The organism is Exiguobacterium sp. Leaf196, from assembly GCF_001423965.1.
In the GTDB taxonomy this organism is placed as follows: domain Bacteria; phylum Bacillota; class Bacilli; order Exiguobacteriales; family Exiguobacteriaceae; genus Exiguobacterium_A.
In genome coordinates this window covers 77,803-102,629 of the sequence record NZ_LMPV01000007.1, presented here as the reverse complement: position 1 = coordinate 102,629, position 24,827 = coordinate 77,803, and the positions used below count along the sequence as shown (strand labels likewise).

The window sequence follows — 24,827 nt, the reverse complement described above, 5'->3', positions numbered from 1 at the left end:
TTGGGAGAAAAGAAGAATCAGATTATCATCAAAGGCGCTCGCGTCAATAATCTACAAAACATCGATGTCGAAATTCCCCGCGATCAGCTCGTCGTCTTGACGGGCTTGTCCGGGTCAGGGAAATCGTCGCTTGCGTTCGACACGATTTACGCGGAAGGACAACGACGTTATGTCGAAAGTTTATCTGCCTATGCCCGTCAGTTCCTCGGACAGATGGATAAACCGGATGTCGACACGATCGAAGGACTGAGTCCAGCAATTTCAATCGACCAGAAGACGACGAGTAAAAACCCACGTTCGACGGTCGGAACGGTCACAGAGATCTATGACTATTTGCGCCTGTTGTACGCACGGATCGGGAAGCCGATTTGTCCGAATCACGGAATCGAGATTTCAAGCCAGACGATCAGCCAGATGGTCGACCAAGTGATGGAGTTGCCGGAGCGGACGCGTCTGCAAATTCTAGCGCCAATCGTTTCCGGACGCAAAGGAACGCACGTCAAGGTGCTCGACGATTTGAAGAAGGAAGGTTTCGTCCGCGTCCGTGTCAACGGAGAGACGATGGATCTCGCCGAAGAGATCACGCTTGAGAAAAACAAGAAACACTCGATCGAAGTCGTCGTCGACCGTGTCGTCGTGCGACCAGACGTCGAAGCCCGTCTTGCGGACTCACTTGAGACTGCACTTCGCCTCGCGGATGGTCGGGTCATCGTCGATACAATGGACGGCAACGAACTATTGTTCAGTGAACATCATGCTTGTCCAATTTGTGGCTTCTCAATCGGCGAACTCGAACCACGGATGTTCTCGTTCAACTCACCGTTTGGTGCTTGTACGTCATGTGATGGTCTCGGAACGAAGCTTGAGGTCGATGTTGATCTCGTCGTGCCGCATCCCGATAAGTCATTGAACGAAGGGGCAATCGTGGCGTGGGAACCAACGAGCTCGCAGTATTATCCACAATTGCTCAAAGCGGTCTGTGACCACTTTAAAATCGATATGGATACACCGTTCGAACAATTGTCAGAAGAACATCTCGAAACGATCTTGAACGGAAACACGAAGGAAGAGATTCACTTCCGTTATGAGAATGATTTCGGGATGGTCCGAAATACGAACCTCTACTTCGAAGGAGTTCTCAATAACTTACAACGTCGCTTCAAGGAGACGTCGTCTGATTATATCCGGGAACAGATGGAAGGCTACATGGCGAAGAAGGCGTGTCCGACGTGTAAAGGACATCGCTTGAAACGGGAATCGCTCGCCGTCAAAGTATCCGATCACCATATCGGTGAAGTGACGAAGATGTCTGTTAAACAAGCGGTCATGTTCTTCGACGAACTACCGGAGAAATTAAGTGAGAAGGATCAGACGATTTCGCGGATGATCGTCCGTGAGATTCATGAACGGGCGTCGTTCCTTGAGAACGTCGGTCTCGATTACCTGACGATCTCACGCGCAGCGGGGACATTATCCGGTGGGGAAGCGCAACGGATTCGTCTTGCGACACAAATCGGTTCGCGTCTGACGGGCGTCCTCTACGTTCTGGATGAACCATCGATCGGCTTACACCAACGCGATAATGATCGTCTGATCAATACGCTGAAGGCGATGCGTGATCTCGGCAATACGCTGATCGTCGTCGAACACGATGAAGATACGATGATGGCAGCCGACTACTTGATCGATATCGGACCTGGTGCCGGCGATCACGGTGGATTCGTTACGGCAGCCGGAAAACCGGAAGAGTTGATGCAGGATGCGAACTCGTTGACTGGTCAATACTTGTCCGGTAAGAAGTTCATTCCTGTTCCGTCGACACGCAAAGAGCCAGACGGTCGGATGCTCCATATCCACAAAGCATCGGAAAACAATCTGAAAAACGTCGATGTCGACATTCCGCTTGGTCTGTTCGTCGCTGTCACTGGTGTCTCGGGATCCGGGAAATCGACGTTGATCAATGAAATTCTCTATAAGACGATTGCGCACGAGATGAACCGGGCGAAGGAAAAACCAGGTGCCCATAAAGGGATCACCGGTCTGGATCAAATCGATAAGGTCATCGACATCGACCAGTCACCAATTGGTCGGACACCGCGCTCGAACCCAGCAACGTATACCGGTGTCTTCGATGATATCCGTGACGTCTTTGCTTCGACGAACGAAGCGAAACTCCGTGGTTACAAAAAAGGACGCTTCAGTTTCAACATCAAAGGTGGACGCTGTGAAGCCTGTCGTGGCGACGGGATCATCAAGATTGAGATGCACTTCTTACCGGACGTCTATGTTCCGTGTGAAGTCTGTCACGGTAAACGCTACAACCGCGAAACACTTGAAGTGAAATATAAAGGCAAAACGATTGCCGACGTGCTTGAGATGACGGTTGAAGATGCCCTCGCCTTCTTTGAGAACATTCCAAAAATCACACGGAAATTGCAGACGATCGCTGACGTCGGTCTGACGTACATGCGTCTCGGTCAACCCGCGACAGAACTGTCCGGCGGGGAAGCACAACGTGTTAAACTCGCGTCCGAGTTGCATAAACGTTCGACCGGGAAGACAATCTATATCCTCGATGAACCGACGACGGGACTCCACGTCCATGATATCGCGCGCCTCCTGAAAGTCTTACAACGACTCGTCGACAATGGTGATACGGTGCTCGTCATCGAACACAATCTAGACGTCATTAAGACAGCAGACTATTTGATTGATCTCGGACCTGAAGGGGGCGACGGTGGCGGAACAATCGTTGCTGCCGGTACACCGGAACAGATCGCTGAAGTTGAAGCATCCTACACGGGACGATACCTCGCACCTGTCCTTGAACGCGACGCGGCACGAATTGAATCGTGAAACTTTTGTGGATGAGGATTCGTAGGAAGGAACTAAGGGAACTTAAACGAAAGTATCATGTAACACACGTTTGAGGTTCAAGAATAGGAGGGAACGGTTCATGAAGCAAGATATGCGTCAATTGATATTGGAGCAAGTCAAAGAAGGAAAGTTAACGATTGATGAGGCACTCGATAAACTCGAGCGGCTCGAAGCGATCGACGAACGTGCAACTTCTGCCAGTGAACATAAGTACGTCGATGAACCAGAACAATATGATCGGGTCGACCAGTATTCTGTCGATTCACTGACGACGAAAGTCATGTCAGCGTTCGATAATCTCGTCAGCCGGATCAAGGACAGTGATCTTTCGCTTAATCAGGCGTCCGGTCCGAACGTCACCTACGTCAAACAATTCCCGTTCAGCGGTGAGACGGTTCACGTCGATCTGTTCAATGCGAACTTGGTCGTCGAACCGAGTGATCTTGAAGAATGCGAATTGACGGTGACAGGACGTCCGCTCCGCCGCCAACAGGTGACGGAAGAACAGGCGCTTGAGCAACTTCAAGCCGCTGTGCAACACGCGGTATCGGCGAACACACTCTCGATCCGTTTGAAGGATAAGAGTGTCCGTGCGACAGTCCATCTGAAAGTACCACGCCGTCATTACGAATCATTCGTCTTACAGACGTTGAACGGGGAAATTTCGTTATCGTCACTCGATACGACATCCGCTCAACTGATGACAGCGAACGGTCGGGTCAACGTCCGTGACCTCTTCAGTGAAGATGTCAAAGTATCGACAGCGAACGGCTCGATCGAAATCGAAGAGTCGGAGTTGAAGGTCTTAAAAGCGAAGACAGCCAACGGTCAAATCATCACGACGGGTGTCTTCGAACGTTCAGAATTGAAAACAGCGAACGGAAACGTCCGGTGCGAGCTGAAGACAGCGCAAAATGCGAAAGTCAAAGCCTCGTCACTTGCTGGAAGCATCGCCTTGATGTTGCCGCATGGCGCTGAAGTCTACGGGGAACTTGAGACGAACTTTGGTGGTCTCAACTGCAACTTGGACGACATGGAATTGATTCGGGATCAAAAAGAGATCGTCAACCGGAAACTCCATTTCGTATCAGGACGCGGCCGTTCACCAAAAATCGAGGTCGAAGCGGATACGAAGACAGGTACGATTTCGGTCACACACGGCGTTCACCTCAGTCCACAAGCGTTATAAGCATACTCGGCGCAACTTCTTGAAAAAGAGGTTGCGCTTTTCTAATGACGTCGCATCAGCTTTGCGTGCTTTTCTCAGGCTCGTTTGTCTCTGACAGCGCGGATGACCGCGCTTTTTCCTGTAGGAGTCACAGATGCGGAACGACCTCGTCTGCACATGTAAAAACACCCATCCTCATAAGAAGATGGGTGTAGCTACATCAATAATCGTAATCCTGATCCATCATCGGCTCGTCGAAGTTCATGTTCTCGATATTATTCATATCGTAACCGAACGAGAGTAAGGCGATGACACCGATAATCGCGAGGAAAATCGACACGAGGATCAGACCGATGCCGAGCCAACTCTTTCCGCGTGCCCGATTCCAATAGAAGATGATCGCGAGGACGTAAGAGATGAAGGACCCACTGATGAAGACCCCGATGATGGAAATAATAAAGAATAAGAGAGCTGTTTGATCTTGATACCGGGAGTAAGCCTTCCACATATCGATCAGCGAAATCACGAGATAAACGAAACCGGCGATCGCGAGGATCCCGAATAAAATAAGTATTAAAACGAACCAAATACCGCCACCTGACATCATGGCAAAACCTCCTTCAAAATATTAACTCTTTATTCCATTCCCAAGAAATCATGCTTCTAATCCAATTCCATGAACCGAATAAAAATATGGTACAATACTTCAAGTGAAAGGGGCTGACGAAGCGTGCAACCAAAAGTGCGAACAGCTGAAATCGTAAAACAATTCAATCTCCACATCGTCACGGGAGAAGAAGGCTTACATCGCCCGATTCTAACGGCTGATTTGTGCCGACCTGGCCTTGTGCTTGCCGGTTATTATGCCTATTACCCGGCAGAACGTCTTCAAATTCTCGGAAAAACAGAATTGACGTTCTTCAATAATTTAACGTACGAGGAACAACGTGAACGAGCGAACGTCCTTTGTACAGATGAAACACCTGGTATTTTGATCACACGTGGATTTGAAGTGCCGGAAGCGATCATCCAAGCTGCGGACGAGACGAACGTGCCACTGTTGACGACAAAAGGGCATACGACATCGGTCGAGTCACAGATCACGAACTTCCTCGAAGCGGAACTCGCGCCAACGACGGCGATGCATGGTGTCCTTGTCGATATCTATGGTGTCGGCGTCTTCATCAAAGGAGCAAGTGGCGTCGGTAAATCGGAAACAGCACTCGAACTCGTCAAGCGGGGTCATCGTTTGGTCGCAGATGACTCGGTCGAGATTCGTCAAACGGGTGACGGGATTCTCGTCGGAACGGCACCGAAGTTGATTCAACATCTGCTTGAGATTCGTGGAATCGGGATCATCGACGTGATGACGTTGTTCGGTGCAGGTGCTGTTCGCTCGCACAAGAAGATCAGCCTCGTCTGTAACCTCGAGATTTGGGATCAATCGAAAGTCTATGACCGCGTTGGTCTGGATCAAGAGACGCTTCAAATCATCGATACGGAAATCCCGTTCTTGACGATTCCGGTTCGTCCCGGACGAAACCTCGCCGTCATTATTGAGGTGGCAGCGATGAACTATCGCCTGAAAAACATGGGCATTAATACAGCAGAAGAATTCGCGGGACGTCTCGCGCAAGCAATTGAAGATGGGAATGGTGGTCTTTGATGGGAACTCTAGCCTCTGTACAACCAACGTTTGATCGCGTCGCAATCAATCTCGGACCGGTACCGATTTACTGGTACGGGATCGTCATCGCACTCGGTGCGGTCGTCGGTCTGTTGATCGCGATCTTCGAATCGAAGCGGATCGGCTTCAATGAAGAGTATGCGGTCGATGTCGTCATCTGGTCAATTCCGATCAGTATCATCTGTGCCCGGATTTACTACGTCGCGTTCGAGTGGGACTACTACAGTCAGCATCTTGATCAGATCATCAACATCCGCCAAGGTGGAATCGCAATCCATGGCGCAATCATCGGCGCGATTTTGACGGTCATCATCTATACGCGGAAGAAAAAGATCTCGTTCTGGCAGATCGCTGATATCCTGGCACCGTCGCTCTTGTTCGGTCAAGCTGTCGGACGCTGGGGCAACTTCTTCAACCAAGAAGCACACGGCGGCGAGACGACGTGGTCGTACTTACAAGATACGTTGCACTTACCGAACTGGATCGTCAATCAGATGTACATCGACGGGACGTACTACTTACCGACATTCCTCTATGAAAGCATCTGGAACATCATTGGTGTCATTCTATTAATCGTCTGGCGGATGAAGTTCAACCCACGTCGTGGATATGTCTTCCTCGGTTATTTGATTTGGTATTCGATCGGACGCTACTTTATCGAAGGACTCCGGACGGACAGTCTGATGGCTGACGGACTGCGGACGGCGCAAGTCGTCTCGATTTGTTTAGTCATCTTCGGTGTGATCATGCTCGTCATTCGTCGCAATGCCGTTCGTTACTTGGACGGTTCAAAAAAGGAGGCGAAGTAATCGATGATTCGCACACTTTTGTTTGACTTAGATGGAACGTTGATTGATACGAATCCATTGATCTTAAAAAGCTTTGAGCATACGCTCAGTTACTATTACCCCGACCGGACGTTCACGGAAGCGGAACTGCTTCCGTTCATCGGTCCGACGCTTGAAAAGTCATTCTCAGCGATGAATACGGAACAGTGGAAAGAGATGGTCGCTTTTTACCGAAGCTACAACATCGCCATGCATGACGCACTCGTGCTCGAGTATCCGGGTGTGCTTGACGGATTACGCCGTTTGCATGAAGCAGGCTATAAGATGGCGGTCGTGACGTCGAAGAGTCGTCGTGTCGCTCTCCGCGGCATCGAGTTATTCGGATTGACGTCACTGTTTGACGCTGTCATCGCAGCCGACGACGTAACGGAAGAAAAACCAGCCGTCGAGCCGTTTGAGAAAGCGATGCAGTTACTTGGATCAACACCAGACGAGACGATCATGGTCGGTGACAACGATACGGACATCCTTGGGGGCAAGAACGCAGGAGTGAAGACAGTCGCGGTTGGTTGGGCGATCAAAGGACGTGCGTACTTAGAAGCTCTCGAGCCGGACATCATCATTGATTCGATGGATCATCTCGCTGCTTGGCTGGAGGAACAAAATGGCACGGCGAACTGATCGGTTTCAGGTCGGAACGACGAATCCACTTTGGCATATGTACCGGACGGTGTCGTTCTTTAAAGTGATGTGGTGCTTTACGATCGTCACGATTGGTCGGTTTGCCCCGTCGTTACGCTTCAAGAACGCGCTCTACCGGACGTGTCTTCGGATGAAAATCGGGGAGAAGACGGCACTTGCCTTGATGGTGATGCCAGACACGATGTTCCCGGAGCGAATTACGATTGGTGACAATACGATCATCGGCTTCAATACGACGATCCTCTGTCATGAATATTTGACGACGGAGTATCGTTTAGGTGACGTCGTCATTGGAAATAACGTCTTGATTGGTGCGAACGTGACGATCCTTCCGGGTGTGACGATCGGAGATGGTGCCGTTGTCGGTGCCGGATCGGTTGTTCACCGGGACATCGCTCCGAACGAACGCGTCTCGAGTCAGCCGCTTCGCCGGCACGAAATGTGACAAAACTGTGAGAAGGAAGAAGGAAAAAAGATGACGCACATCCGCTTTACGTATAAGACAGGAAAGTATTTCGGAAGATTATTCGCCGAACGTCCACAAGGTCTCGTCGTGGAGGTACTGGCTGTCGAAAAGCATCCGGTTCAAGGAGATCTTCATCAACCGAACCAAGTCGATGTCCCGCTGTTTCATATCCGGACCGCCTTGCATAAGCACGAAAAGATCACGGTTTCGCCCGCAGTCGTTTATGCGTATGACGGAGAGATTCCCGATTATGCGACGAGCTTACGGCAGGCATATGACAAGGACGTGGCACGTCTTGAAGGACTGAATCCAGAGACGGATGCTTTTGTACGAAAATGCTTAGAGAATTACAAAGAACTGGAATCAATTTATGCAAAACGCTGGGGATGAACTCCGGCGTTTTTTTCTGTTGCATGCCTTCTAGAGATAGGGTATTCTTGTGTCTGCAACTACGAAACCAGTTTACTATTTATGGGGGCTTGAATCATGATGGAATTAACCAAATACAAAGCAGACCCCTTTGCGATTACAGCGCGCCAAGCGGAACTTTTTTATTTCCGCGGACGGAAGGCGCACCGGGAAGGGCGACTGGACGAAGCCGTCTATCATCTAGATGAGGCGACGACACTTCAGCCAGCGGACATCCGTTATTTGCTCCGTTATGCCCGTGTCTTATTCGAGACAGGAGAAATCAATCATGCGAATGATGTCTTGAAACAAGTACGTGCACTCGACGCATCAAATATGGAATCACTCTTTTATTTAGCGAATAACTACGCACATGTCTCACTTTATGAAGAAGCGCGACAGCATGCGATGGAATATTTAGAGCAAGCACCAAACGGTAAACACGCGGAGGCATCGGCCGCACTCGTGGAACTGATTGATCTCGAACAAGAGATGGAAGACGACGAAGAGGACGAATTGATTCGTCTGCACGGTCAAGCACAACGCCAGATCGATAAAGGAATGCTGTTCGCGGCACAGGAAACGTTGACTGGACTGATTGCCCAGTACCCGACGTTCTGGCCTGCCTACAACAACCTCGCGATCGTCGAGTTCTATTTAGGAGAGAATGATCAGGCATTCGCTTCCCTCGAACGGGTCCTTGAAGGAAACCCGGGGAATTTGCATGCCCTCTGTAACACGCTCGTCTTGCTACACGAGATGGGACAGGACGAAGAGGCGCACCGTCTCTCTCGTCAGCTCGAACACGTCCGTTCCGTGCATCTTGAGACACGTTACAAGGTCGCATCAACACTTGCGATCATCGGACGGTACGATATCGCCTATGAAGAGTTAAAATTACTCGAGCGTCGCGGTTACCGAGGAGATCCCCTCTTTGGGCACTGGTTATCGATCTCTGCTTATAAGACAGGACACGTCGAAGAAGCAGCCGCTTTCTTGAAGTCGGACGAAGCACAAGCGTTAAAGGAAGAAACGGATACGTATGACATCCGCCATAACCTGCAGTTTCGCTCGGCACTCATCCAAGCGTTGAAGACGGAAGATGACGTCTCGCGCATCTTCACGGCACTTCTTCTTGGCAAGCTGAACGATGCCGAAGCACGGCTTGCATTGTCGATGATGCCAGAAGTGACGGACCGAGAAGACGTCCTATTATTGACGGAACAGATCATCGTCGAGATGGAAGGACGGACCGATGTCGTGGATGAACGCATTCACCGGGCATTGCAGACGATCCGTCTTGCAGAACGATTCGTTTCAGACGAAGAACGGATGAGTCTTGAAGGGGACTTTTATGAGCGCTTCGCACAGCTTGTTTTAAGTGGAGAATCGTTCGATTCAATTGAAGCATCCGCGGCATCACTGCTTTACCTGTTCTATGATTTACGAGACGGAATGTTGATCGAGGAATGCGCATCGCTCGTCGATTGTTCGTTCGATCATGTCGCGTCAATGATCCGGACACATGAACGGATGCTGGCACCGCTGCAAGCAAAGTGTTAGACGTTTAGGGGATTCTCACCTATACTCAAACTACAACGATTACGATAAATGGGGTGGAATCATGGCGGAAACAGAACAAAAAATTTATGACGTCATCATCATCGGGGCAGGTCCTGCTGGGATGACAGCCGCACTTTATGCATCACGTGCGAACCTTTCGACATTGATGATCGAACGCGGGATTCCGGGCGGTCAGATGGCGAACACAGAAGATATCGAGAACTACCCAGGATACGATAGCATCCTCGGACCAGATCTCTCACAAAAAATGTTCGACCACTCGAAAGCATTCGGCGCAGAATATGCGTACGGAGATGTTCGAAGCATCGAAGACGGTAAAGCATACAAAACGATTCATGCACACAACAAAGATTACTACGCACGGGCAATCATCATCGCGTCTGGTGCACAATATAAAAAAATCGGTGTACCGGGAGAAGAAGAGCTCGGCGGTCGCGGTGTCTCGTATTGTGCGGTCTGTGATGGGGCGTTCTTCAAAGAAAAAGAACTCTTCGTCATCGGTGGCGGGGACTCTGCGGTAGAAGAAGGTGTCTACTTGACACGTTTCGCGAAAAAAGTCACGATCGTTCACCGTCGTGATGAGCTCCGCGCTCAAAAAATCCTTCAAAAACGTGCGTTCGACAACCCGAAAATCGACTTCATCTGGAACCATACGGTTAAACAGATCAACGAACAAGACGGAAAAGTCGGCGGTATCGAGCTGATCAATACAAAAACAGCTGACGTGACGACGCATCCGATCGATGGGGTCTTCATCTACATCGGAATGAACCCAATCACAGGTTACGTCCAAGATCTCGGTATTTTGAACGACCAAGGTTACGTCGTGACGAACGAAGCGATGGAAACGAACATCAAAGGTATCTTTGCTGCTGGTGACGTGCGTGAAAAAACATTGCGCCAAGTCGTTACAGCAACGAACGATGGTTCGATCGCAGCGCAAAATGCACAGCATTTCATTGAAGCGTTGCTTGAAGAATTACAAGAATCCTCACACGCATAATATCGAACCAGTTTCATTGAAGGACACTTCAGTGAAGCTGGCTCTTTTTTTATGATATACTGAAAAAGAAGCGAAAAAATACACACGGAACTGTTGTCTGGAGGGCGAAAAGATGGAACAGAATCAACCGCAACTTGTCATCATCACGGGTATGAGTGGGGCTGGGAAGACTGTCGCAATGAACAGCTTTGAGGACTTAGGCTATTTTTGTGTCGACAATCTACCCCCGACGTTACTGCCGCATCTCATCGAAGTCATTGGACAAGTGCGTCCTAAAATCGCCGTTGCCATCGATACCCGCGCGCGTGATTTCATCGACAGCTTTTTTGTCGTCTATGAGGATTTAAAGAAAACGGACTTACAAATCCGGATGCTGTACCTTGATGCACGAAACGATGTCCTTGTCCGCCGTTATAAGGAATCGCGTCGTTCGCATCCACTTGCACCGACGGATTCACCATTGATTGGAATCGAACGTGAACGGACGTTGCTCGAAGGATTCCGCGATAAAGCACAGATGCTGATTGATACGAGTGACATCAAGCCGCTTGCACTGAAAGAACGTCTCTTAAAGGAGTTCACGGAAGGCACACGGATTCCGTTCACGGTCAACGTCATGTCGTTCGGCTTTAAACATGGCTTACCGCTTGATGCGGATCTTGTCTTTGACCTGCGCTTCTTACCGAACCCGTTCTACATTCCAGAGTTGCGTCCAAAAACTGGACTTGATGAGGAAGTGGCATCGTACGTCATGCAATGGCCGGAAGCAAAGCTGTTCTATAAAAAACTCGTCGACCTGCTTGAATTTTTAATTCCGCAATACGAGCGGGAAGGGAAGTCGCAACTCGTCATCGCCCTCGGTTGTACAGGTGGGAAACATCGCTCAATCACATTTGCAGAAGCGATTAGTAAAGAATTTGCGACGCAGTATCATATTGAGACGAATCACCGGGATTATGTGTATGCGAAGGGGGAGAAGTGATGAAATGGGAACGTAAAGTCGTCGCTGTCGGTGGCGGAACAGGACTCTCGACGCTTCTTCGTGGACTGAAGCATTACCCGCTCGACATCACAGCCATCGTCACCGTTGCTGATGACGGGGGCAGTTCTGGTCGTTTGCGGACGGAATTCAATATGTTGCCGCCGGGCGATATCCGAAACGTCATCGTCTCCTTATCGAAGTCAGAGACATTGATGGACCGGATCATGCAGTACCGGTTCGAGACCGGGGAAGGACTGCATGGTCATTCACTCGGAAATCTGATGTTGACGGCAGCAACCCAACTTTGTAACGGTTCGTTCGTTGAAGCGATCGGTGTCATGGGGCAACTGTTGAACGCGGAAGGAAAAGTCTATCCGGCGACGGAACGGACGATCACGCTCTGTGCCGAGTTCGAGGACGGAACGATCGTTAAAGGCGAGTCGTTGATTCCGAAGGTCGGTAAGAAGATTGAACGGATTTTCCTTGAAGAACAAGATGTCCGTCCAGTACCGGAAGCGATTCAGGCGATTCTTGATGCCGATGTCATCGTCCTTGGTCCGGGCAGTCTCTATACGAGTATCATCCCGAACGTTCTGATCGACGAAATCCGGGAAGCAATCCAGCAATCGCTAGCTCCGGTCGTCTATATCTGTAACGTCATGACGCAACCCGGTGAGACGACAGCGTTCACAGCCAATGAACATTTAGCGGCACTCGAACGCTTCCTCGGACAAGGCGTCGTCGATACAATCATCGTCAACAACGAATCGATCGATGCGAGTTACCTGAAGAAATACCAAAAGGATCACGCTGACATCGTCACCTATAATGAAAAACAATTCGAGTTAGCAGGCGTTGAAGTGCTAGCAGACGATATCGTCGATTACAATCATCACTTCATCCGTCATGACTCAGATGCTGTCGCAAGCCTCGTCATGCGAAAAGTGTTGTCGATTCGACGGATGCGTCAACTCGAAGGAAAGGAGGAGCTGACATGAGCTTTGCCTCAGAAGTCAAAAAAGAATTAACGCAGATTCCGATTACTGATCACGAGATGAAGGCGGAACTCGCGGCGCTCGCCCGGATGAACGGTGCGATCTCGTTCGGTCTCGGACGTGGTCTGACACTCGATATCTCGACCGAGAATGCCTCGATTGCCCGTCGGATCTATTCGCTTTTGAAAAAAGCATACGGTGTCCATCTCGATCTGCTCGTTCGGAAGAAAATGCGTCTGAAAAAGAATAATGTCTACATCGTCCGCGTCAAACAACAGGCGGATAAGATTTTGCAAGACCTCGGGATTTTAGGAGAAGGATTCACGATGATTCGTTCCATCAGTGACACGATCTTAAACGATGAACGAAAAGCGCGTGCGTATTTACGAGGGGCGTTCCTCGCCGGAGGTTCGCTCAACAATCCGGCGACGTCGTCGTATCACTTGGAGATCTTCAGCTTATATGAAGAACATAATGCGGCGCTCCGTGGTCTATCGAACGTCTTTGATTTGAACGCGAAAGCGATCGAACGGAAAAAGGGACACATCCTCTACATCAAGGAGAGCGAGAAAATTTCCGATTTCCTCAAGCTCGTTGATGCGACACAATCGATGCTGCGGTTCGAGGACGTCCGGATCTTAAAAGATATGCGTAACTCGGTCAACCGTCTCGTCAACTGTGAGACGGCGAACCTCAACAAGACGGTTGGTGCGGCATTACGCCAAGTCGAGAACATCAAGTTCCTCGAGCGGACGGTCGGACTCGATGTCTTACCGGATAAATTGAAGGAGATCGCGATCTTGCGTGTGACACATCAAGACGTCACGTTACAAGAGCTCGGAGAGATGGTCGAAAGCGGCTCCATCTCAAAATCAGGGATCAATCACCGGTTGCGGAAGATTGATCAAATCGCTGAAAAAGTACGAAATGGCGAGTCGATGACAGGCGCCATATAAGAGGGTCGCTTGCGGGATGAACCATAGTCTACTATAATATATAGTCGATGCAACTAAATGTTCGAATTAAGGAGTTTTTGAAATGGCTAACGAAAAGAAACGTATTTCGCTGACAGTCGATGCGAAGTTTGATGAAGTGTTAACAAAAAAAGCGAAATCAATCGGTGTACCGAAAAGCACACTCGTTGCGTTCGCAACATCTTTATTCCTGAAACAATTACAAGCAGAAGAAGAGCTTTCGCCACATGCGAACGCGATCTACTCGCTGATTCGTGAAAACCACGATATCGTTTCAGACATCACAGACTTGATCGACTGATCATCGCCCTCTCGTTCTATAAGGAACGGGAGGTTTTTTGTATGTAACGATAACCGACAAGGCTTCGATTTTCTATGGATACAAAAAAAGTGCCTCCCGAAGGAGACACTCTGGATGACTTATGCACGTTCCATGACGCGGTCGATGAGACCGTAATCAGCAGCAGCTTGTGCTGACATGAAGTTGTCACGCTCTGTATCGCGTTCGATGACTTCAAGTGGTTGTCCTGTGTTTTCAGCCATGATTTTGTTGAGGTGCTCACGCATTTTGATGATACGCTCCGCATGGATTTTGATATCCGATGCTTGACCTTGTGTACCACCGAGTGGTTGGTGGATCATGATTTCAGCGTTTGGTAACGCGAAACGTTTTCCTTTTGCGCCTGCTTGTAGCAAGAACGCACCCATCGATGCTGCCATACCGATACAAATTGTTGAAACTTGTGGCTTGATGAAGTTCATTGTATCGTAAATCGCCATACCGGCAGTGATCGAACCACCTGGGCTGTTGATGTAAAGCGAGATTTCTTTATCTGGATCTTCTGCTGCTAAGAACAGAAGTTGGGCAACGACTGAGTTGGCGACGTTGTCGTCAATCGCGCTCCCGAGAAGAATGATGCGGTCTTTTAGCAAACGTGAGTAGATATCGTAAGCACGTTCCCCGCGGTTTGTTTGTTCGATGACTGTTGGAATTAACATAGTCTTTGCCTCCTTATAGTTGGTATGTAGCTTCCTATTCGACTTATCCTTATCATAATCCTTTGGTCAATATTGGTCAAAAGATACGATGCGACTTTTAGGTATTTTTCCATTACAAGGGCAAACGAAACATATCAGTATAGAAAAAAGGCAATGCCATTGCTGGCATTGCCTTGTAGTTGAATAAATGGTACACCCGGAGAGATTCGAACTCCCGACACCTGGTACCGGAAACCAGTGCTCTATCCCCTGAGCTACGGGTGCATCTGATGTACTGAACAATTAATAGTATAGCGACATTTTTTCAGAAAAGCAATAGGGAAGCATGACTTTTCTTTTCTCAAGCGACTCAAAAAGGGGTTCAGAGCATGTTTTTTAAAACGTTTCTTCTATAATAAGAAGTGAGGGAGGGAAATCGATGGATCAACGCCAGGAACAAACGCAACAGATGACGTTATCGGCGTCACAACAGTATCAGTTACATGTACTTGAGCAACCAGCGGCAGAACTCGAGGAGGAATGGCGGCGGTTAAAACGACGATTGCACCGCCATTACCCGAATCAGGTTTCGCTAGAGGTCGAGCAGATGGCAGGACATTTGGCTTCCTATGAAGACGAGCTTCTTGCACAAATACGTTTAGAATCAGTCAGACAGGAAATAGGATATATGGCGGAACAACTCATCGTGTATTTAGAAGCGGACGGTTTATTGCGGACATCGGACGAGCAGCTCGCTGCATCCTTCTCGACCGATGTTGCAACGATTACAGAAGCACGGACACTCTTACAACAATGTGAACCAGTCGGCATCGCTGCCCGCTCGGAGCGCGAGTGTCAATGGTTACAGGCGATCGAGCTAGACGACGCGGAATTGATCGGACTAACGGATCGGTTGCGACATGAACCGGCGAGTCAGGTGTTCGCGCAGTTCAGTGAACAGGATCGAGCACGGTTGCGAAAACAATTGACGCGGCTGAGCCGGACACCGGATCTTCCTAAAGAAGAACGACCGGTCATGGCAGAAGCACGGATTCACCTGTTAGATGGAAAACTTCAGATCGACTGGATGACACTCGACATGGATCAGAAGTGGCTCGGATTAAAAGAGGCAATGCCTTTTTTGCGCGCGTACGAACGACGTCGTGTTACGATGCATGCCATCCTCTCGGTCTTGCTTGAGCGACAAGAACGCTGGTTCAAGGGAGAACTGCATCTTGAGCCACTGACGAAAAAACAAGTCGCTGAGGCGACGGGGCATCATCCGTCAACGATTGGTCGAGCGATTGCTGCGAAGTATGTCGAGACGGTTCATGGTCTCGTTGCTTTAGAAGACTTGTTCGTCTCACGGACGACAACCGGAGATTCGAGTTTTTTAATTAAACGGCGGATCGCCGAATACATTCAGCACAGTGACCGTCCGTTAAGTGATCAGCAATTGACGGATCGTCTGCAAGCAGACGGTCTGACAGTCGCGCGACGGACGGTTGCGAAATATCGGGCAGCACTTGGTTTGACCCGGAAAACGATGCAGCAAAGGAAGGCGCAATCAGAATGGGATTAAAACGACACACACACTTAACACTCTATTCACGTCCGGGATGTACGCTATGTGAAGAAGCCGCCATCTTACTCGACTTCGTACTCGATGAGTTTCCGGAATGGACGTTCGAGGAAGTCAACATCGATCAGGATGAAGCGCTCAGTCTACGGTTTTTATACGAGATTCCGGTCGTCATGCATGACGAAGAAATTTGGAGTTATGGCAAATTTGACACGGAAACAGTAAGAAAACGCTTACTTCAAAAAACTTGAGATACGAGACTTGCAAGGCGAGAAACGGACTGTTATGATAACGGTGTACCAAGTGGGACACGTTATGACATGCGGGACAAAAAGCGTCCAGCTACTTGAGAGGAGAGGGAAATACATGATTCGGCAGTTAGTCCAGATCCAAAAACGAATCGTGCCTGATCTGATCGAAGAAATGCAGACACGCTACGACATCCTTCATTATGTTCGACTGATGCAACCGATCGGACGACGTACGCTTGCGACAAGCCTTGGCTTGACGGAACGCGTCTTACGGCGGGAAGTCGATTTCTTGAAGCAGCAAGATCTCCTAGAGGTCGCAACGCAAGGGATGTCCTTGACGGATGAAGGACGAAACGTTCTTCGCAGTATGCATAGCATCATGGGAGAACTCGCTGGGATCTCGGACATGGCGAAAGCTTTGAAAGAGAGACTCGGAGTACGGGACGTCGTCATCGTACCGGGTGATTCCGATGAAACCTTCTGGGTACAACGAGACATGGGGCGGGCGACCGTCGCACGACTCAAACGAGAGCTTTCTTCAGACCATCACAATACGATTGCTGTCACAGGCGGTACGACGATGGCTTCCGTCGCGGCGATGATGTCGCCAGACAAGGAACACCGTCCGATGACGTTCGTTCCGGCACGCGGAGGACTGGGAGAAACGCTCGAACTACAAGCGAACACAGTATGCTCACGGATGGCGTCACGCGCTCAAAGTGATTATCATCTGCTTCACATCCCCGACATGGTCAGTACAGAGACGTTCGTCAAGATGATTGAAGAGCCGAGCATAAAAAATGTGCTTCAAATGATTAAAGGTGCTTCAATCGTGGTACATGGAATTGGTGAGGCGAAAACGATGGCAAAACGTCGTCGCGCGTCTGAGGATCTCCTGACCCGACTGGAACATGAACAGGCAGTAGCGGAAGCATTCGGATATTACTTCGACCGAGACGGGAACATCGTGCACCGGGTCAAGACGGTTGGTCTCCAATTGGCTGACTTGAAGCAAGTCGAACACGTCATCGTCGTCGCAGGTGGTCATTCGAAGGCAGAAGCGATCAATGCCTATGTGAAACAGTCGCCTGACATCATCCTGATCACGGATGAAGGCGCAGCAGCTTCGATTTTGAAAGGGTAACCCCCTTTTGAATAATAGATAACTCGCTTTACATTAAAAGGAGGAAAATTATCATGGCAGTAAAAGTTGGTATTAACGGATTTGGACGTATCGGACGTTTGGCACTTCGTCAAATTCTTCAATTCGATGGAATCGAAGTAGTCGCGATCAACGACCTTACAGACACTAAAATGCTTGCACACCTTCTCAAATATGATACGACTCAAGGTCGTTTCGACGGCGAAGTTGAAGTACACGACGGTTACTTCCTCGTCAACGGTAAAGAAATCAAAACACTTGCTAACCGCAACCCAGAAGAACTCCCATGGGGCGAGCTCGGTGTTGACATCGTTCTCGAATGTACTGGTTTCTTCACAGACAAAGAAAAAGCTGAGCTTCACTTGAAAGCTGGCGCTAAAAAAGTCGTTATCTCTGCACCTGCAACTGGCGACATGAAAACAGTCGTCTTCAACACGAACCACGAAATCCTTGACGGAACTGAAACAGTTATCTCTGGTGCTTCATGTACTACTAACTGTCTCGCGCCAATGGCTAAAGTTCTCCAAGATCAATTCGGAATCGTTGAAGGTCTCATGACTACGATCCACGCTTACACTGGTGACCAAAACACACTCGACGCTCCACACCCTAAAGGTGACTTCCGTCGTGCACGTGCGGCAGCAGCAAACATCGTTCCAAACTCAACTGGTGCTGCAAAAGCAATCGGTCTCGTTCTTCCAGAACTTCAAGGTAAACTTGACGGATCTGCACAACGTGTACCAGTCGCTACAGGTTCACTCACTGAGCTTGTAACTGTACTTGACAAAAAAGTTTCTGTAGAAGAAATCAACGCAGCAATGAAAGCAGCTGCTAACGAGTCTTACGGTTACACTGAAGACGAAATCGTTTCTTCTGACATCGTTGGTATCTCTTACGGATCACTCTTCGATGCAACACAAACGAAAGTCATGACAGTCGGCGACAAACAACTCGTTAAAACAGTTGCTTGGTATGACAACGAAATGTCTTACACTAGCCAACTCGTTCGTACACTCAAACACTTCGCAGAAATCGCTAAGTAATTCGAGCAATTAAATAGCAATTGAATAAGAGCGGAAACGATATCAGTCTCCGCTCTTATTGCGGAAAAAAGCGGGAGGGGCATTCGCCCCTCACTATACGTAAGAGACGGAGGACGAATGTATGAATAAGAAATCGATTCGCGACATCGATGTACAAGGAAAACGCGTATTTACACGCGTGGATTTCAACGTACCGTTGGAAGACGGTAAAATCACGGATGACACACGGATCCGTGCTGCACTCCCAACGATCAAACACTTGATCGACGGCGGAGCAAAAGTCATTCTCGCTAGCCACATGGGTCGTCCAAAAGGCGAAAAGAACCCTGAGTTCTCACTTGCACCTGTCGTAGCACGCCTCAGCGAATTGCTTGGTAAAGACATCAAGCTCGTTGAAGAAGCATACGGTCCAGTTGCAGAAGAAGCAGTCAGCAAACTCGAAAACGGCGATGTCGTCGTCTTAGAGAACGTTCGCTTCTACCCTGGTGAAACGAAAAATGACGAAGAGCTCGCTAAAGGATTCGCGAAACTCGCTGACGTCTTCGTCAACGACGCGTTCGGCGCAGCACACCGTGCACACGCATCGACAGAAGGTATCGCACACCATGTCGACACTGCAGTTGCCGGTCTTCTCATCGAAAAAGAACTTCAAGTTCTCGATAAAGCTCTTTCTAACCCGGATCGTCCGTTCACGGCAATCATCGGTGGTTCGAAAGTAGCGGATAAAATCGGTGTCATCGATCACTTACTCGACATCGTCGATACGTTGATCATCGGTGGCGGCTTATCGTACACGTTCCTCACAGCTCGTGGTATCGAAGTCGGTACTTCACTTCTTGAGGTCGATAAAATCGACCAAGCGAAGGAATTCATGAAAAAAGCAGAAGAAAAAGGCGTTAAGTTCCTCATGCCAATCGACTGTGTCATCACGAAGGAATTCGGAGAAGAAACATATGTCGGACCACGTGACATCACAGAGATCCCAGCAGATCACATGTCACTTGATATCGGTCCAAAAACGGTTGAACTCTATGCAGAGGCAATCAAGAACTCGAAACTCGTCGTCTGGAACGGACCGATGGGCGTATTCGAACTCGATAAATACGCAAACGGTACAAAAGGTGTCGCGCAAGCTCTTGCGGACAGCGATGCGTACTCAATCATCGGCGGTGGCGACTCAGCTGCTGCGGCAGAGAAATTCGGTCTTGCTGACAAAATGAGCCACATTTCTACAGGTGGTGGAGCAAGTCTCGAATTCATGGAAGGGAAAGCTCTTCCTGGTGTCGAAGCGCTAAACGACAAGTAATCTAAGTTCACAAGGGAGTGTTTCTCAATGCGTAAACCAATTATCGCAGGTAACTGGAAGATGAATCTGACGCTCAAGGATGCAGTCGCATTCGTTGAGGAAGTCAAAGGAGCTGTACCTGCTTCGACGACAGTCGACGCAGCCGTCTGTGCGCCAGCAGTATTCTTGGCACACTTGACAGAAGCAGCAGCTGGTACGGATCTTAAGATCGGTGCTCAAAACATGTACGACAAAGAGAGCGGTGCGTTCACTGGTGAAATCAGCCCGCTCATGCTCAAAGAACTCGACGTGACATACGTCATCCTCGGTCACTCTGAGCGTCGTGAGTACTTCGGTGAAACAGATGCGTTCATCAACAGCAAAGCGAAAAAAGCGTTCGAGCACGGTCTCGTTCCAATCGTTTGTGTAGGTGAAACACTGGAAGAGCGTGAAGGCGGCAAGTTCGAAGACGTCATCCGCGAACAGACAGCAAACAGCCTTAAAGGTCTTACTGTCGACCAAGTGAAAAATCTCGTCGTCGCTTACGAGCCTGTCTGGGCAATCGGAACAGGTAAATCAGCAACAGAACAAGATGCACAAGATTCTTGTAAATTCGTCCGCGACGTCGTTGCAGCTGAATTTGGTGCTGAAGCAGCAGAAGCTGTCCGCATCCAATATGGTGGTAGCGTCAAACCGGAAAACATCAAAGAATATATGGCTCAACCAGACATCGACGGCGCGCTCGTCGGCGGTGCAAGTCTTGAGACAGGATCGTTCCTCAAACTGTTGGAGGCGATTTAAATGAAAAAACGTCCAGTCGCACTGATCATCCTTGATGGTTTTGGTATGCGTGACGAGGAGTTCGGAAATGCCGTTACGGCGGCAAACAAACCGAACTTCGACCGTTACTGGGGTCAATACCCGCATACGTTGTTGAATGCGAAAGGCGAATACGTCGGTTTGCCTGAAGGTCAAATGGGGAACTCAGAAGTGGGTCACCTCAACATCGGTGCAGGTCGCGTCGTCTATCAATCGTTATCCCGAATCAACAACGCGGTCAAGGATCGCTCGTTCTTCTCGCGTCAAGCGATGAACGATGCGGCAGGTCATGTGAAGAAGTACGGTTCAGCGCTTCATATCTTCGGTTTGGTCTCTGACGGTGGGATCCACAGTCACATCAACCACTTGTATGCCGTGCTCGAATTCGCGAAACTTCACGAAATCGAAAAAGTCTACCTCCATGCTTTCACGGACGGTCGTGACTGCGACCCACAATCGGGCGCTGGTTTCCTTCGTGACGCGCAAGCGAAGATGGATGAATTGAATGTTGGACAATTCGCGAGTATCTCTGGTCGCTACTATGCGATGGATCGCGATAACCGTTGGGAACGCGTCAAGAAAGTCTATGACGCCATCACGTTCGGTGAAGGTCCAACGACGAAGGATCCAATCGGCATGGTTGAAGCTTCGTACAAACAAGACGTAACGGATGAGTTCATCGAACCAACTGTTGTCGTGCAGGAAGACGGTACGCCAGTCGCACCGATCCACGATAACGATGCGATCGTATTCTTCAACTATCGTCCTGACCGTGCGATTCAGCTTTCAAAAGTCTACAAAGAGAAAAAAGGCTTCGACGGATTCGAACTTCCGGATAACGCACCGAAGAACCTGCTACTCGTCTCGATGACGAAGTACTCGGATGCGCTTGATACGGACATCGTCTTCCCGCCTGAAGACATCAAGAATACGCTTGGTGAGACATTGTCAAAACAAGGTCTCAAACAGCTACGCATCGCGGAAACGGAAAAGTATCCGCACGTCACGTTCTTCTTCAACGGACAACGTGAAGAACCATACGAAGGGGAAGATCGGATCTTGATCCCTTCACCAAAAGTCGCGACATACGACTTGAAACCAGAGATGAGCGTCTATGAAGTCACAGATGCGCTCGTTGATGCAATCAACTCGGACAAACACGACGCCATCATCCTCAACTTCGCTAACCCGGATATGGTCGGTCACTCGGGTATGCTCGAGCCGACGAAAAAGGCGATCGAAGCAGTCGATGAATGTCTTGGGAAAGTCGTTGACTTGATTCTCAGCAAAGGCGGCGCGGCAGTCATCACAGCTGACCACGGAAACGCGGATAAAGTCCTCAATGCAGACGGCAGTAAGATGACGGCGCATACGACAGAACCGGTTCCATGTATCGTGACGGTCGAGGACGTTGACCTCCTTGAACCACTCACAGGTGCACTCGCTGACCTCGCACCAACGGTCCTTGATCTCCTCGGAGCGGACCAACCAGCAGAGATGACTGGTAAATCGATCGTATTGAAGAAATAATCCCGTCGATCGAAGTAGTTACACCACATATTTCTTACACACAAAAGGAGCGAATTTAAATGTCAATGATTACAGAGATTTACGCACGCGAGATTCTTGATTCACGCGGTAACCCAACAGTAGAAGTAGAAGTTTATACAGAAGATGGCGGTTTCGGTCGCGCACTCGTACCATCAGGTGCATCAACTGGTGAGCACGAAGCAGTCGAACTCCGTGATGGCGACAAAGCACGTTACCTCGGAAAAGGTGTTTTGAAAGCTGTTGACAACGTCAACGAAAAAATCGCACCAGAAATCATCGGTTACGATGTCTTCGACCAAACTGGAATCGACAAAAAAATGATCGCTCTCGACGGTACGAAAAACAAAGGTAACTTCGGCGCTAACGCAATCCTTGGTGTTTCTATGGCTGCTGCACGTGCTGCTGCAGATGAGCTTGGTCTTCCACTTTACACGTACCTCGGTGGATTCAACGCGAAAACATTACCAACACCAATGATGAACATCATCAACGGTGGATCACACGCAGACAACAACGTGGACTTCCAAGAGTTCATGATCATGCCTGTCGGTGCTCCAACATTCAAAGAAGCACTTCGTATGGGTGCTGAAATCTTCCACGCGTTGAAATCAGTTCTTAGCGGAATGGGTCTTAACACAGCAGTTGGTGACGAGGGTGGATTCGCTCCAAACTTGAAATCAAACGAAGAAGCAATCACAGTTATCCTTGAAGCAATCGAAAAAGCTGGCTACAAAGCAGGCGAAGATGTTTACCTTGCAATGGACGTCGCTTCTTCTGAGTTCTACGATAAAGCAGCTGGAAAATACAACCTCGCTGGCGAAGGCAAAGTCCTTTCAACAGAAGAGCTTGTTGAATTCTACGCACAACTCGTTGACAAATACCCAATCATCTCAATCGAAGATGGTTGTGACGAAAACGACTGGGATGGTCACAAACTTCTTACAGATCGTATCGGACACAAAGTCCAACTCGTTGGGGATGACTTGTTCGTAACGAACACTGAGAAACTTGCTGAAGGTATCGAAAAAGGCATCGCTAACTCGATCCTCATCAAAGTGAACCAAATCGGTACGTTGACTGAAACATTCGACGCAATCGAAATGGCTAAAAAAGCTGGTTACACAGCTGTCGTTTCTCACCGTTCTGGTGAAACTGAAGATTCAACGATCGCTGACATCGCTGTTGCGACAAACGCTGGTCAAATCAAAACGGGTTCACTTTCACGTACAGACCGTATCGCGAAATACAACCAACTTCTCCGCATCGAAGACATGCTTTCAGACGTTGCTGTCTACGACGGAATCAAATCATTCTACAACCTCAAGAAGTAATTTCAGGTTGATCGTTTGAATAAGCTATAAGCAAAACCTCCTATTCGTGTGATACGTACACACGGATAGGAGTTTTTTATATCAAGCAATGTCAAACATGAAAATCGCTTTTGTCATCAAAACTATGATGAACTGTCAAAAAATTGATTCATCTGAGTAGATGACTAAAATGTTATACTCATAAATAAGTGCAAATTAAATAGTTATAGGGATTAATTACATCTTGCTCGATGCAGATGAAAAATACGTCTAAAGGGGACAGGGATCATGTTAAATTCAGATTTAGATATCCGTTTAGAACCACGCATTCAAGAGTTATACCGACTACACAAGGAGCGTTCAGCCAATATTGACTGGAGCTACCACGAGTTTATTCCGTGGGATAAGGCGATGTCGTTCAAACGCGTTCCTTGGGACGAAAGCCAAGTCACGCTTCCAGAAGGCGTCATCGTAGCGATTGAGACGGCATTACTGACAGAGGTCAACTTACCGTGGTACACGTCGCATTTAGACTACACGTTCAAGAACTCAATGGAAGTCATCAATGATTTCGTCCGGACGTGGACAGCAGAAGAAGATCAGCACTCGAACTTACTCGAAACGTATTTACTCGTCACACGAAACGTCAATCCAACGCGACTTCATCAATTAAGAAGACGCGTCGTTGAGAACGGCTGGTTCCCAGACTTCACGAACCCACTAGCGACGATGGCGTATACATCACTGCAAGAATTAGCGACACTCGTCTTTTACAATAACGTAGCGAAGATCGCAGGGGCGCATGACAAGGACTTAGCAACGCTACTCCGTCGTCTAGCGAAAGACGAAGCGCTCCATTATGCGTTCTATCGTGACACGGTCAAAGCACACTTAGAGCTCGACCCGAACTTCATCGTCTTCTTCGAAGATGTCATCATCAACTTCTCAATGCCAGGTGCTGTCATGCCGGACTTTACAGAACGCATGAAGACGATTGCCGTTGATACGAACTATGGCCCCCTCCAATACTTCGACCAGGTATTAGATGTCGTCGTCAAATACTGGGGAATCGCTGATTTGGAGCCGACAAGCGAAGAAGCGAAACAATCACAAGCGAACATCATGAAGTATCATGGACGTTTGAAACGCATCAAGGAACGTCAAGAACGTCAACTCGAAAAAGCGAAAATCGACGTCTCAGGAGGCAATTGA

At 48.9% G+C, this 24,827-nt stretch carries 23 protein-coding genes, 1 tRNA gene and 1 pseudogene; 22 read left to right on the top strand and 3 right to left on the bottom strand.

What is annotated here, in order from left to right; all coding sequences use genetic code 11:
* Nucleotides 1-2,856 carry an excinuclease ABC subunit UvrA gene (gene uvrA / locus ASG02_RS09850; protein WP_056062979.1) on the top strand — a complete coding sequence of 952 codons (2,856 nt, stop codon included), beginning with the start codon at nucleotides 1-3 and terminating at the stop codon, nucleotides 2,854-2,856.
* 100 nt (nucleotides 2,857-2,956) lie between these two features.
* Nucleotides 2,957-4,066, top strand: coding sequence for a DUF4097 family beta strand repeat-containing protein (locus tag ASG02_RS09845; RefSeq protein WP_056062976.1), 1,110 nt, complete (start codon nucleotides 2,957-2,959; stop codon nucleotides 4,064-4,066).
* Between the two features lie 199 nt (nucleotides 4,067-4,265).
* Here ASG02_RS09845 and ASG02_RS09840 read toward each other — a convergent pair whose 3' ends face one another.
* Nucleotides 4,266-4,652: a hypothetical protein gene (locus ASG02_RS09840; RefSeq protein ID WP_056062973.1), complete on the bottom strand. Its 387-nt coding sequence runs from the start codon at nucleotides 4,650-4,652 to the stop codon at nucleotides 4,266-4,268.
* A 123-nt stretch (nucleotides 4,653-4,775) separates the two neighbouring features.
* On the opposite strand from ASG02_RS09840, the gene hprK reads away from it, so the two are divergent.
* The 11 genes from hprK (at nucleotide 4,776) to ASG02_RS09785 (ending at nucleotide 13,935) form a co-directional block, all read left to right on the top strand.
* Nucleotides 4,776-5,711 (top strand): HPr(Ser) kinase/phosphatase, encoded by a 936-nt coding sequence (gene hprK, locus ASG02_RS09835; protein WP_035396292.1) that lies wholly within the window; start codon nucleotides 4,776-4,778, stop codon nucleotides 5,709-5,711.
* Nucleotides 5,711-6,541, top strand: a complete 831-nt coding sequence (gene lgt, locus ASG02_RS09830; protein WP_035409997.1) for a prolipoprotein diacylglyceryl transferase — start codon at nucleotides 5,711-5,713, stop codon at nucleotides 6,539-6,541. Before hprK ends, lgt begins: the two co-directional genes overlap by 1 nt.
* Nucleotides 6,542-6,544: 3 nt before the next feature.
* A complete protein-coding gene (gene ppaX, locus ASG02_RS09825) occupies nucleotides 6,545-7,201 on the top strand; it encodes a pyrophosphatase PpaX (RefSeq protein ID WP_056062970.1) in 657 nt (218 codons plus the stop codon).
* Nucleotides 7,185-7,667: a DapH/DapD/GlmU-related protein gene (locus ASG02_RS09820; RefSeq protein ID WP_056062966.1), complete on the top strand. Its 483-nt coding sequence runs from the start codon at nucleotides 7,185-7,187 to the stop codon at nucleotides 7,665-7,667. The genes ppaX and ASG02_RS09820 overlap by 17 nt, the downstream gene beginning before the upstream one ends.
* Before the next feature lie 30 nt (nucleotides 7,668-7,697).
* Nucleotides 7,698-8,078, top strand: a complete 381-nt coding sequence (kapB, locus tag ASG02_RS09815; RefSeq protein WP_023469227.1) for a sporulation phosphorelay system protein KapB — start codon at nucleotides 7,698-7,700, stop codon at nucleotides 8,076-8,078.
* Between the two features lie 96 nt (nucleotides 8,079-8,174).
* On the top strand, nucleotides 8,175-9,659 hold the full coding sequence (locus tag ASG02_RS09810) for a tetratricopeptide repeat protein (protein WP_056062963.1): 1,485 nt from the start codon (nucleotides 8,175-8,177) through the stop codon (nucleotides 9,657-9,659).
* A 61-nt stretch (nucleotides 9,660-9,720) separates the two neighbouring features.
* Nucleotides 9,721-10,683: a thioredoxin-disulfide reductase gene (trxB, locus tag ASG02_RS09805; protein WP_023469225.1), complete on the top strand. Its 963-nt coding sequence runs from the start codon at nucleotides 9,721-9,723 to the stop codon at nucleotides 10,681-10,683.
* Between the two features lie 112 nt (nucleotides 10,684-10,795).
* Nucleotides 10,796-11,665, top strand: coding sequence for an RNase adapter RapZ (rapZ, locus tag ASG02_RS09800; protein WP_035409987.1), 870 nt, complete (start codon nucleotides 10,796-10,798; stop codon nucleotides 11,663-11,665).
* On the top strand, nucleotides 11,665-12,663 hold the full coding sequence (yvcK, locus tag ASG02_RS09795) for a YvcK family protein (protein WP_035409984.1): 999 nt from the start codon (nucleotides 11,665-11,667) through the stop codon (nucleotides 12,661-12,663). Before rapZ ends, yvcK begins: the two co-directional genes overlap by 1 nt.
* On the top strand, nucleotides 12,660-13,616 hold the full coding sequence (whiA, locus tag ASG02_RS09790) for a DNA-binding protein WhiA (RefSeq protein WP_035409981.1): 957 nt from the start codon (nucleotides 12,660-12,662) through the stop codon (nucleotides 13,614-13,616). The genes yvcK and whiA overlap by 4 nt, the downstream gene beginning before the upstream one ends.
* An 82-nt stretch (nucleotides 13,617-13,698) precedes the next feature.
* Nucleotides 13,699-13,935 carry a hypothetical protein gene (locus ASG02_RS09785; RefSeq protein ID WP_023469221.1) on the top strand — a complete coding sequence of 79 codons (237 nt, stop codon included), beginning with the start codon at nucleotides 13,699-13,701 and terminating at the stop codon, nucleotides 13,933-13,935.
* 119 nt (nucleotides 13,936-14,054) lie between these two features.
* Here the strand turns inward: ASG02_RS09785 and clpP are convergent.
* Both clpP and ASG02_RS09775 read right to left on the bottom strand, forming a co-directional pair.
* Nucleotides 14,055-14,639 (bottom strand): annotated as a pseudogene (clpP, locus tag ASG02_RS09780) (ATP-dependent Clp endopeptidase proteolytic subunit ClpP); the annotation flags it as partial.
* Nucleotides 14,640-14,821: 182 nt separating this feature from the next.
* Nucleotides 14,822-14,897 (bottom strand) — tRNA-Arg (locus tag ASG02_RS09775).
* A 154-nt stretch (nucleotides 14,898-15,051) separates the two neighbouring features.
* Between ASG02_RS09775 and ASG02_RS09770 the strand changes: the two genes are divergently transcribed.
* The 9 genes from ASG02_RS09770 (at nucleotide 15,052) to ASG02_RS09730 (ending at nucleotide 24,827) form a co-directional block, all read left to right on the top strand.
* Nucleotides 15,052-16,194 carry an RNA polymerase subunit sigma-54 gene (locus ASG02_RS09770; RefSeq protein WP_056062960.1) on the top strand — a complete coding sequence of 381 codons (1,143 nt, stop codon included), beginning with the start codon at nucleotides 15,052-15,054 and terminating at the stop codon, nucleotides 16,192-16,194.
* Nucleotides 16,185-16,445, top strand: coding sequence for a glutaredoxin family protein (locus ASG02_RS09765; RefSeq protein WP_056062957.1), 261 nt, complete (start codon nucleotides 16,185-16,187; stop codon nucleotides 16,443-16,445). Before ASG02_RS09770 ends, ASG02_RS09765 begins: the two co-directional genes overlap by 10 nt.
* 115 nt (nucleotides 16,446-16,560) lie before the next feature.
* Nucleotides 16,561-17,589, top strand: a complete 1,029-nt coding sequence (locus ASG02_RS09760; protein ID WP_023469218.1) for a sugar-binding transcriptional regulator — start codon at nucleotides 16,561-16,563, stop codon at nucleotides 17,587-17,589.
* 53 nt (nucleotides 17,590-17,642) lie between these two features.
* On the top strand, nucleotides 17,643-18,650 hold the full coding sequence (gene gap, locus ASG02_RS09755) for a type I glyceraldehyde-3-phosphate dehydrogenase (RefSeq protein WP_035409970.1): 1,008 nt from the start codon (nucleotides 17,643-17,645) through the stop codon (nucleotides 18,648-18,650).
* 121 nt (nucleotides 18,651-18,771) lie between these two features.
* Nucleotides 18,772-19,956, top strand: coding sequence for a phosphoglycerate kinase (gene pgk / locus ASG02_RS09750; protein ID WP_056062954.1), 1,185 nt, complete (start codon nucleotides 18,772-18,774; stop codon nucleotides 19,954-19,956).
* A gap of 27 nt (nucleotides 19,957-19,983) precedes the next feature.
* Entirely contained in the window at nucleotides 19,984-20,736 is a 753-nt protein-coding gene (tpiA, locus tag ASG02_RS09745) for a triose-phosphate isomerase (protein ID WP_023469215.1), read from the top strand.
* A complete protein-coding gene (gene gpmI / locus ASG02_RS09740; RefSeq protein WP_056062951.1) occupies nucleotides 20,737-22,284 on the top strand; it encodes a 2,3-bisphosphoglycerate-independent phosphoglycerate mutase in 1,548 nt (515 codons plus the stop codon).
* Between the two features lie 59 nt (nucleotides 22,285-22,343).
* Complete coding sequence (gene eno / locus ASG02_RS09735; protein WP_056062948.1) at nucleotides 22,344-23,636, top strand: phosphopyruvate hydratase; 1,293 nt, start codon at nucleotides 22,344-22,346, stop codon at nucleotides 23,634-23,636.
* Between the two features lie 267 nt (nucleotides 23,637-23,903).
* Nucleotides 23,904-24,827, top strand: coding sequence for an acyl-ACP desaturase (locus ASG02_RS09730; protein ID WP_035409958.1), 924 nt, complete (start codon nucleotides 23,904-23,906; stop codon nucleotides 24,825-24,827).

What these genes read in the sequence shown, in the direction of transcription:
- yvcK (WP_035409984.1), top strand. Translation starts at nt 11,665, where the DNA reads ATGAAATGGGAACGTAAAGTCGTCGCTGTCGGTGGCGGAACAGGACTC.
- ASG02_RS09760 (WP_023469218.1), top strand. Translation starts at nt 16,561, where the DNA reads ATGATTCGGCAGTTAGTCCAGATCCAAAAACGAATCGTGCCTGATCTG.
- ASG02_RS09730 (WP_035409958.1), top strand. Translation starts at nt 23,904, where the DNA reads ATGTTAAATTCAGATTTAGATATCCGTTTAGAACCACGCATTCAAGAG.
- ASG02_RS09765 (WP_056062957.1), top strand. Translation starts at nt 16,185, where the DNA reads ATGGGATTAAAACGACACACACACTTAACACTCTATTCACGTCCGGGA.
- gap (WP_035409970.1), top strand. Translation starts at nt 17,643, where the DNA reads ATGGCAGTAAAAGTTGGTATTAACGGATTTGGACGTATCGGACGTTTG.
- gpmI (WP_056062951.1), top strand. Translation starts at nt 20,737, where the DNA reads ATGAAAAAACGTCCAGTCGCACTGATCATCCTTGATGGTTTTGGTATG.
- eno (WP_056062948.1), top strand. Translation starts at nt 22,344, where the DNA reads ATGTCAATGATTACAGAGATTTACGCACGCGAGATTCTTGATTCACGC.
- kapB (WP_023469227.1), top strand. Translation starts at nt 7,698, where the DNA reads ATGACGCACATCCGCTTTACGTATAAGACAGGAAAGTATTTCGGAAGA.
- ASG02_RS09810 (WP_056062963.1), top strand. Translation starts at nt 8,175, where the DNA reads ATGATGGAATTAACCAAATACAAAGCAGACCCCTTTGCGATTACAGCG.
- ASG02_RS09840 (WP_056062973.1), bottom strand. Translation starts at nt 4,652, where the DNA reads ATGATGTCAGGTGGCGGTATTTGGTTCGTTTTAATACTTATTTTATTC.
- ASG02_RS09785 (WP_023469221.1), top strand. Translation starts at nt 13,699, where the DNA reads ATGGCTAACGAAAAGAAACGTATTTCGCTGACAGTCGATGCGAAGTTT.
- tpiA (WP_023469215.1), top strand. Translation starts at nt 19,984, where the DNA reads ATGCGTAAACCAATTATCGCAGGTAACTGGAAGATGAATCTGACGCTC.
- whiA (WP_035409981.1), top strand. Translation starts at nt 12,660, where the DNA reads ATGAGCTTTGCCTCAGAAGTCAAAAAAGAATTAACGCAGATTCCGATT.
- ppaX (WP_056062970.1), top strand. Translation starts at nt 6,545, where the DNA reads ATGATTCGCACACTTTTGTTTGACTTAGATGGAACGTTGATTGATACG.
- rapZ (WP_035409987.1), top strand. Translation starts at nt 10,796, where the DNA reads ATGGAACAGAATCAACCGCAACTTGTCATCATCACGGGTATGAGTGGG.
- lgt (WP_035409997.1), top strand. Translation starts at nt 5,711, where the DNA reads ATGGGAACTCTAGCCTCTGTACAACCAACGTTTGATCGCGTCGCAATC.
- ASG02_RS09820 (WP_056062966.1), top strand. Translation starts at nt 7,185, where the DNA reads ATGGCACGGCGAACTGATCGGTTTCAGGTCGGAACGACGAATCCACTT.
- trxB (WP_023469225.1), top strand. Translation starts at nt 9,721, where the DNA reads ATGGCGGAAACAGAACAAAAAATTTATGACGTCATCATCATCGGGGCA.
- ASG02_RS09845 (WP_056062976.1), top strand. Translation starts at nt 2,957, where the DNA reads ATGAAGCAAGATATGCGTCAATTGATATTGGAGCAAGTCAAAGAAGGA.
- pgk (WP_056062954.1), top strand. Translation starts at nt 18,772, where the DNA reads ATGAATAAGAAATCGATTCGCGACATCGATGTACAAGGAAAACGCGTA.
- ASG02_RS09770 (WP_056062960.1), top strand. Translation starts at nt 15,052, where the DNA reads ATGGATCAACGCCAGGAACAAACGCAACAGATGACGTTATCGGCGTCA.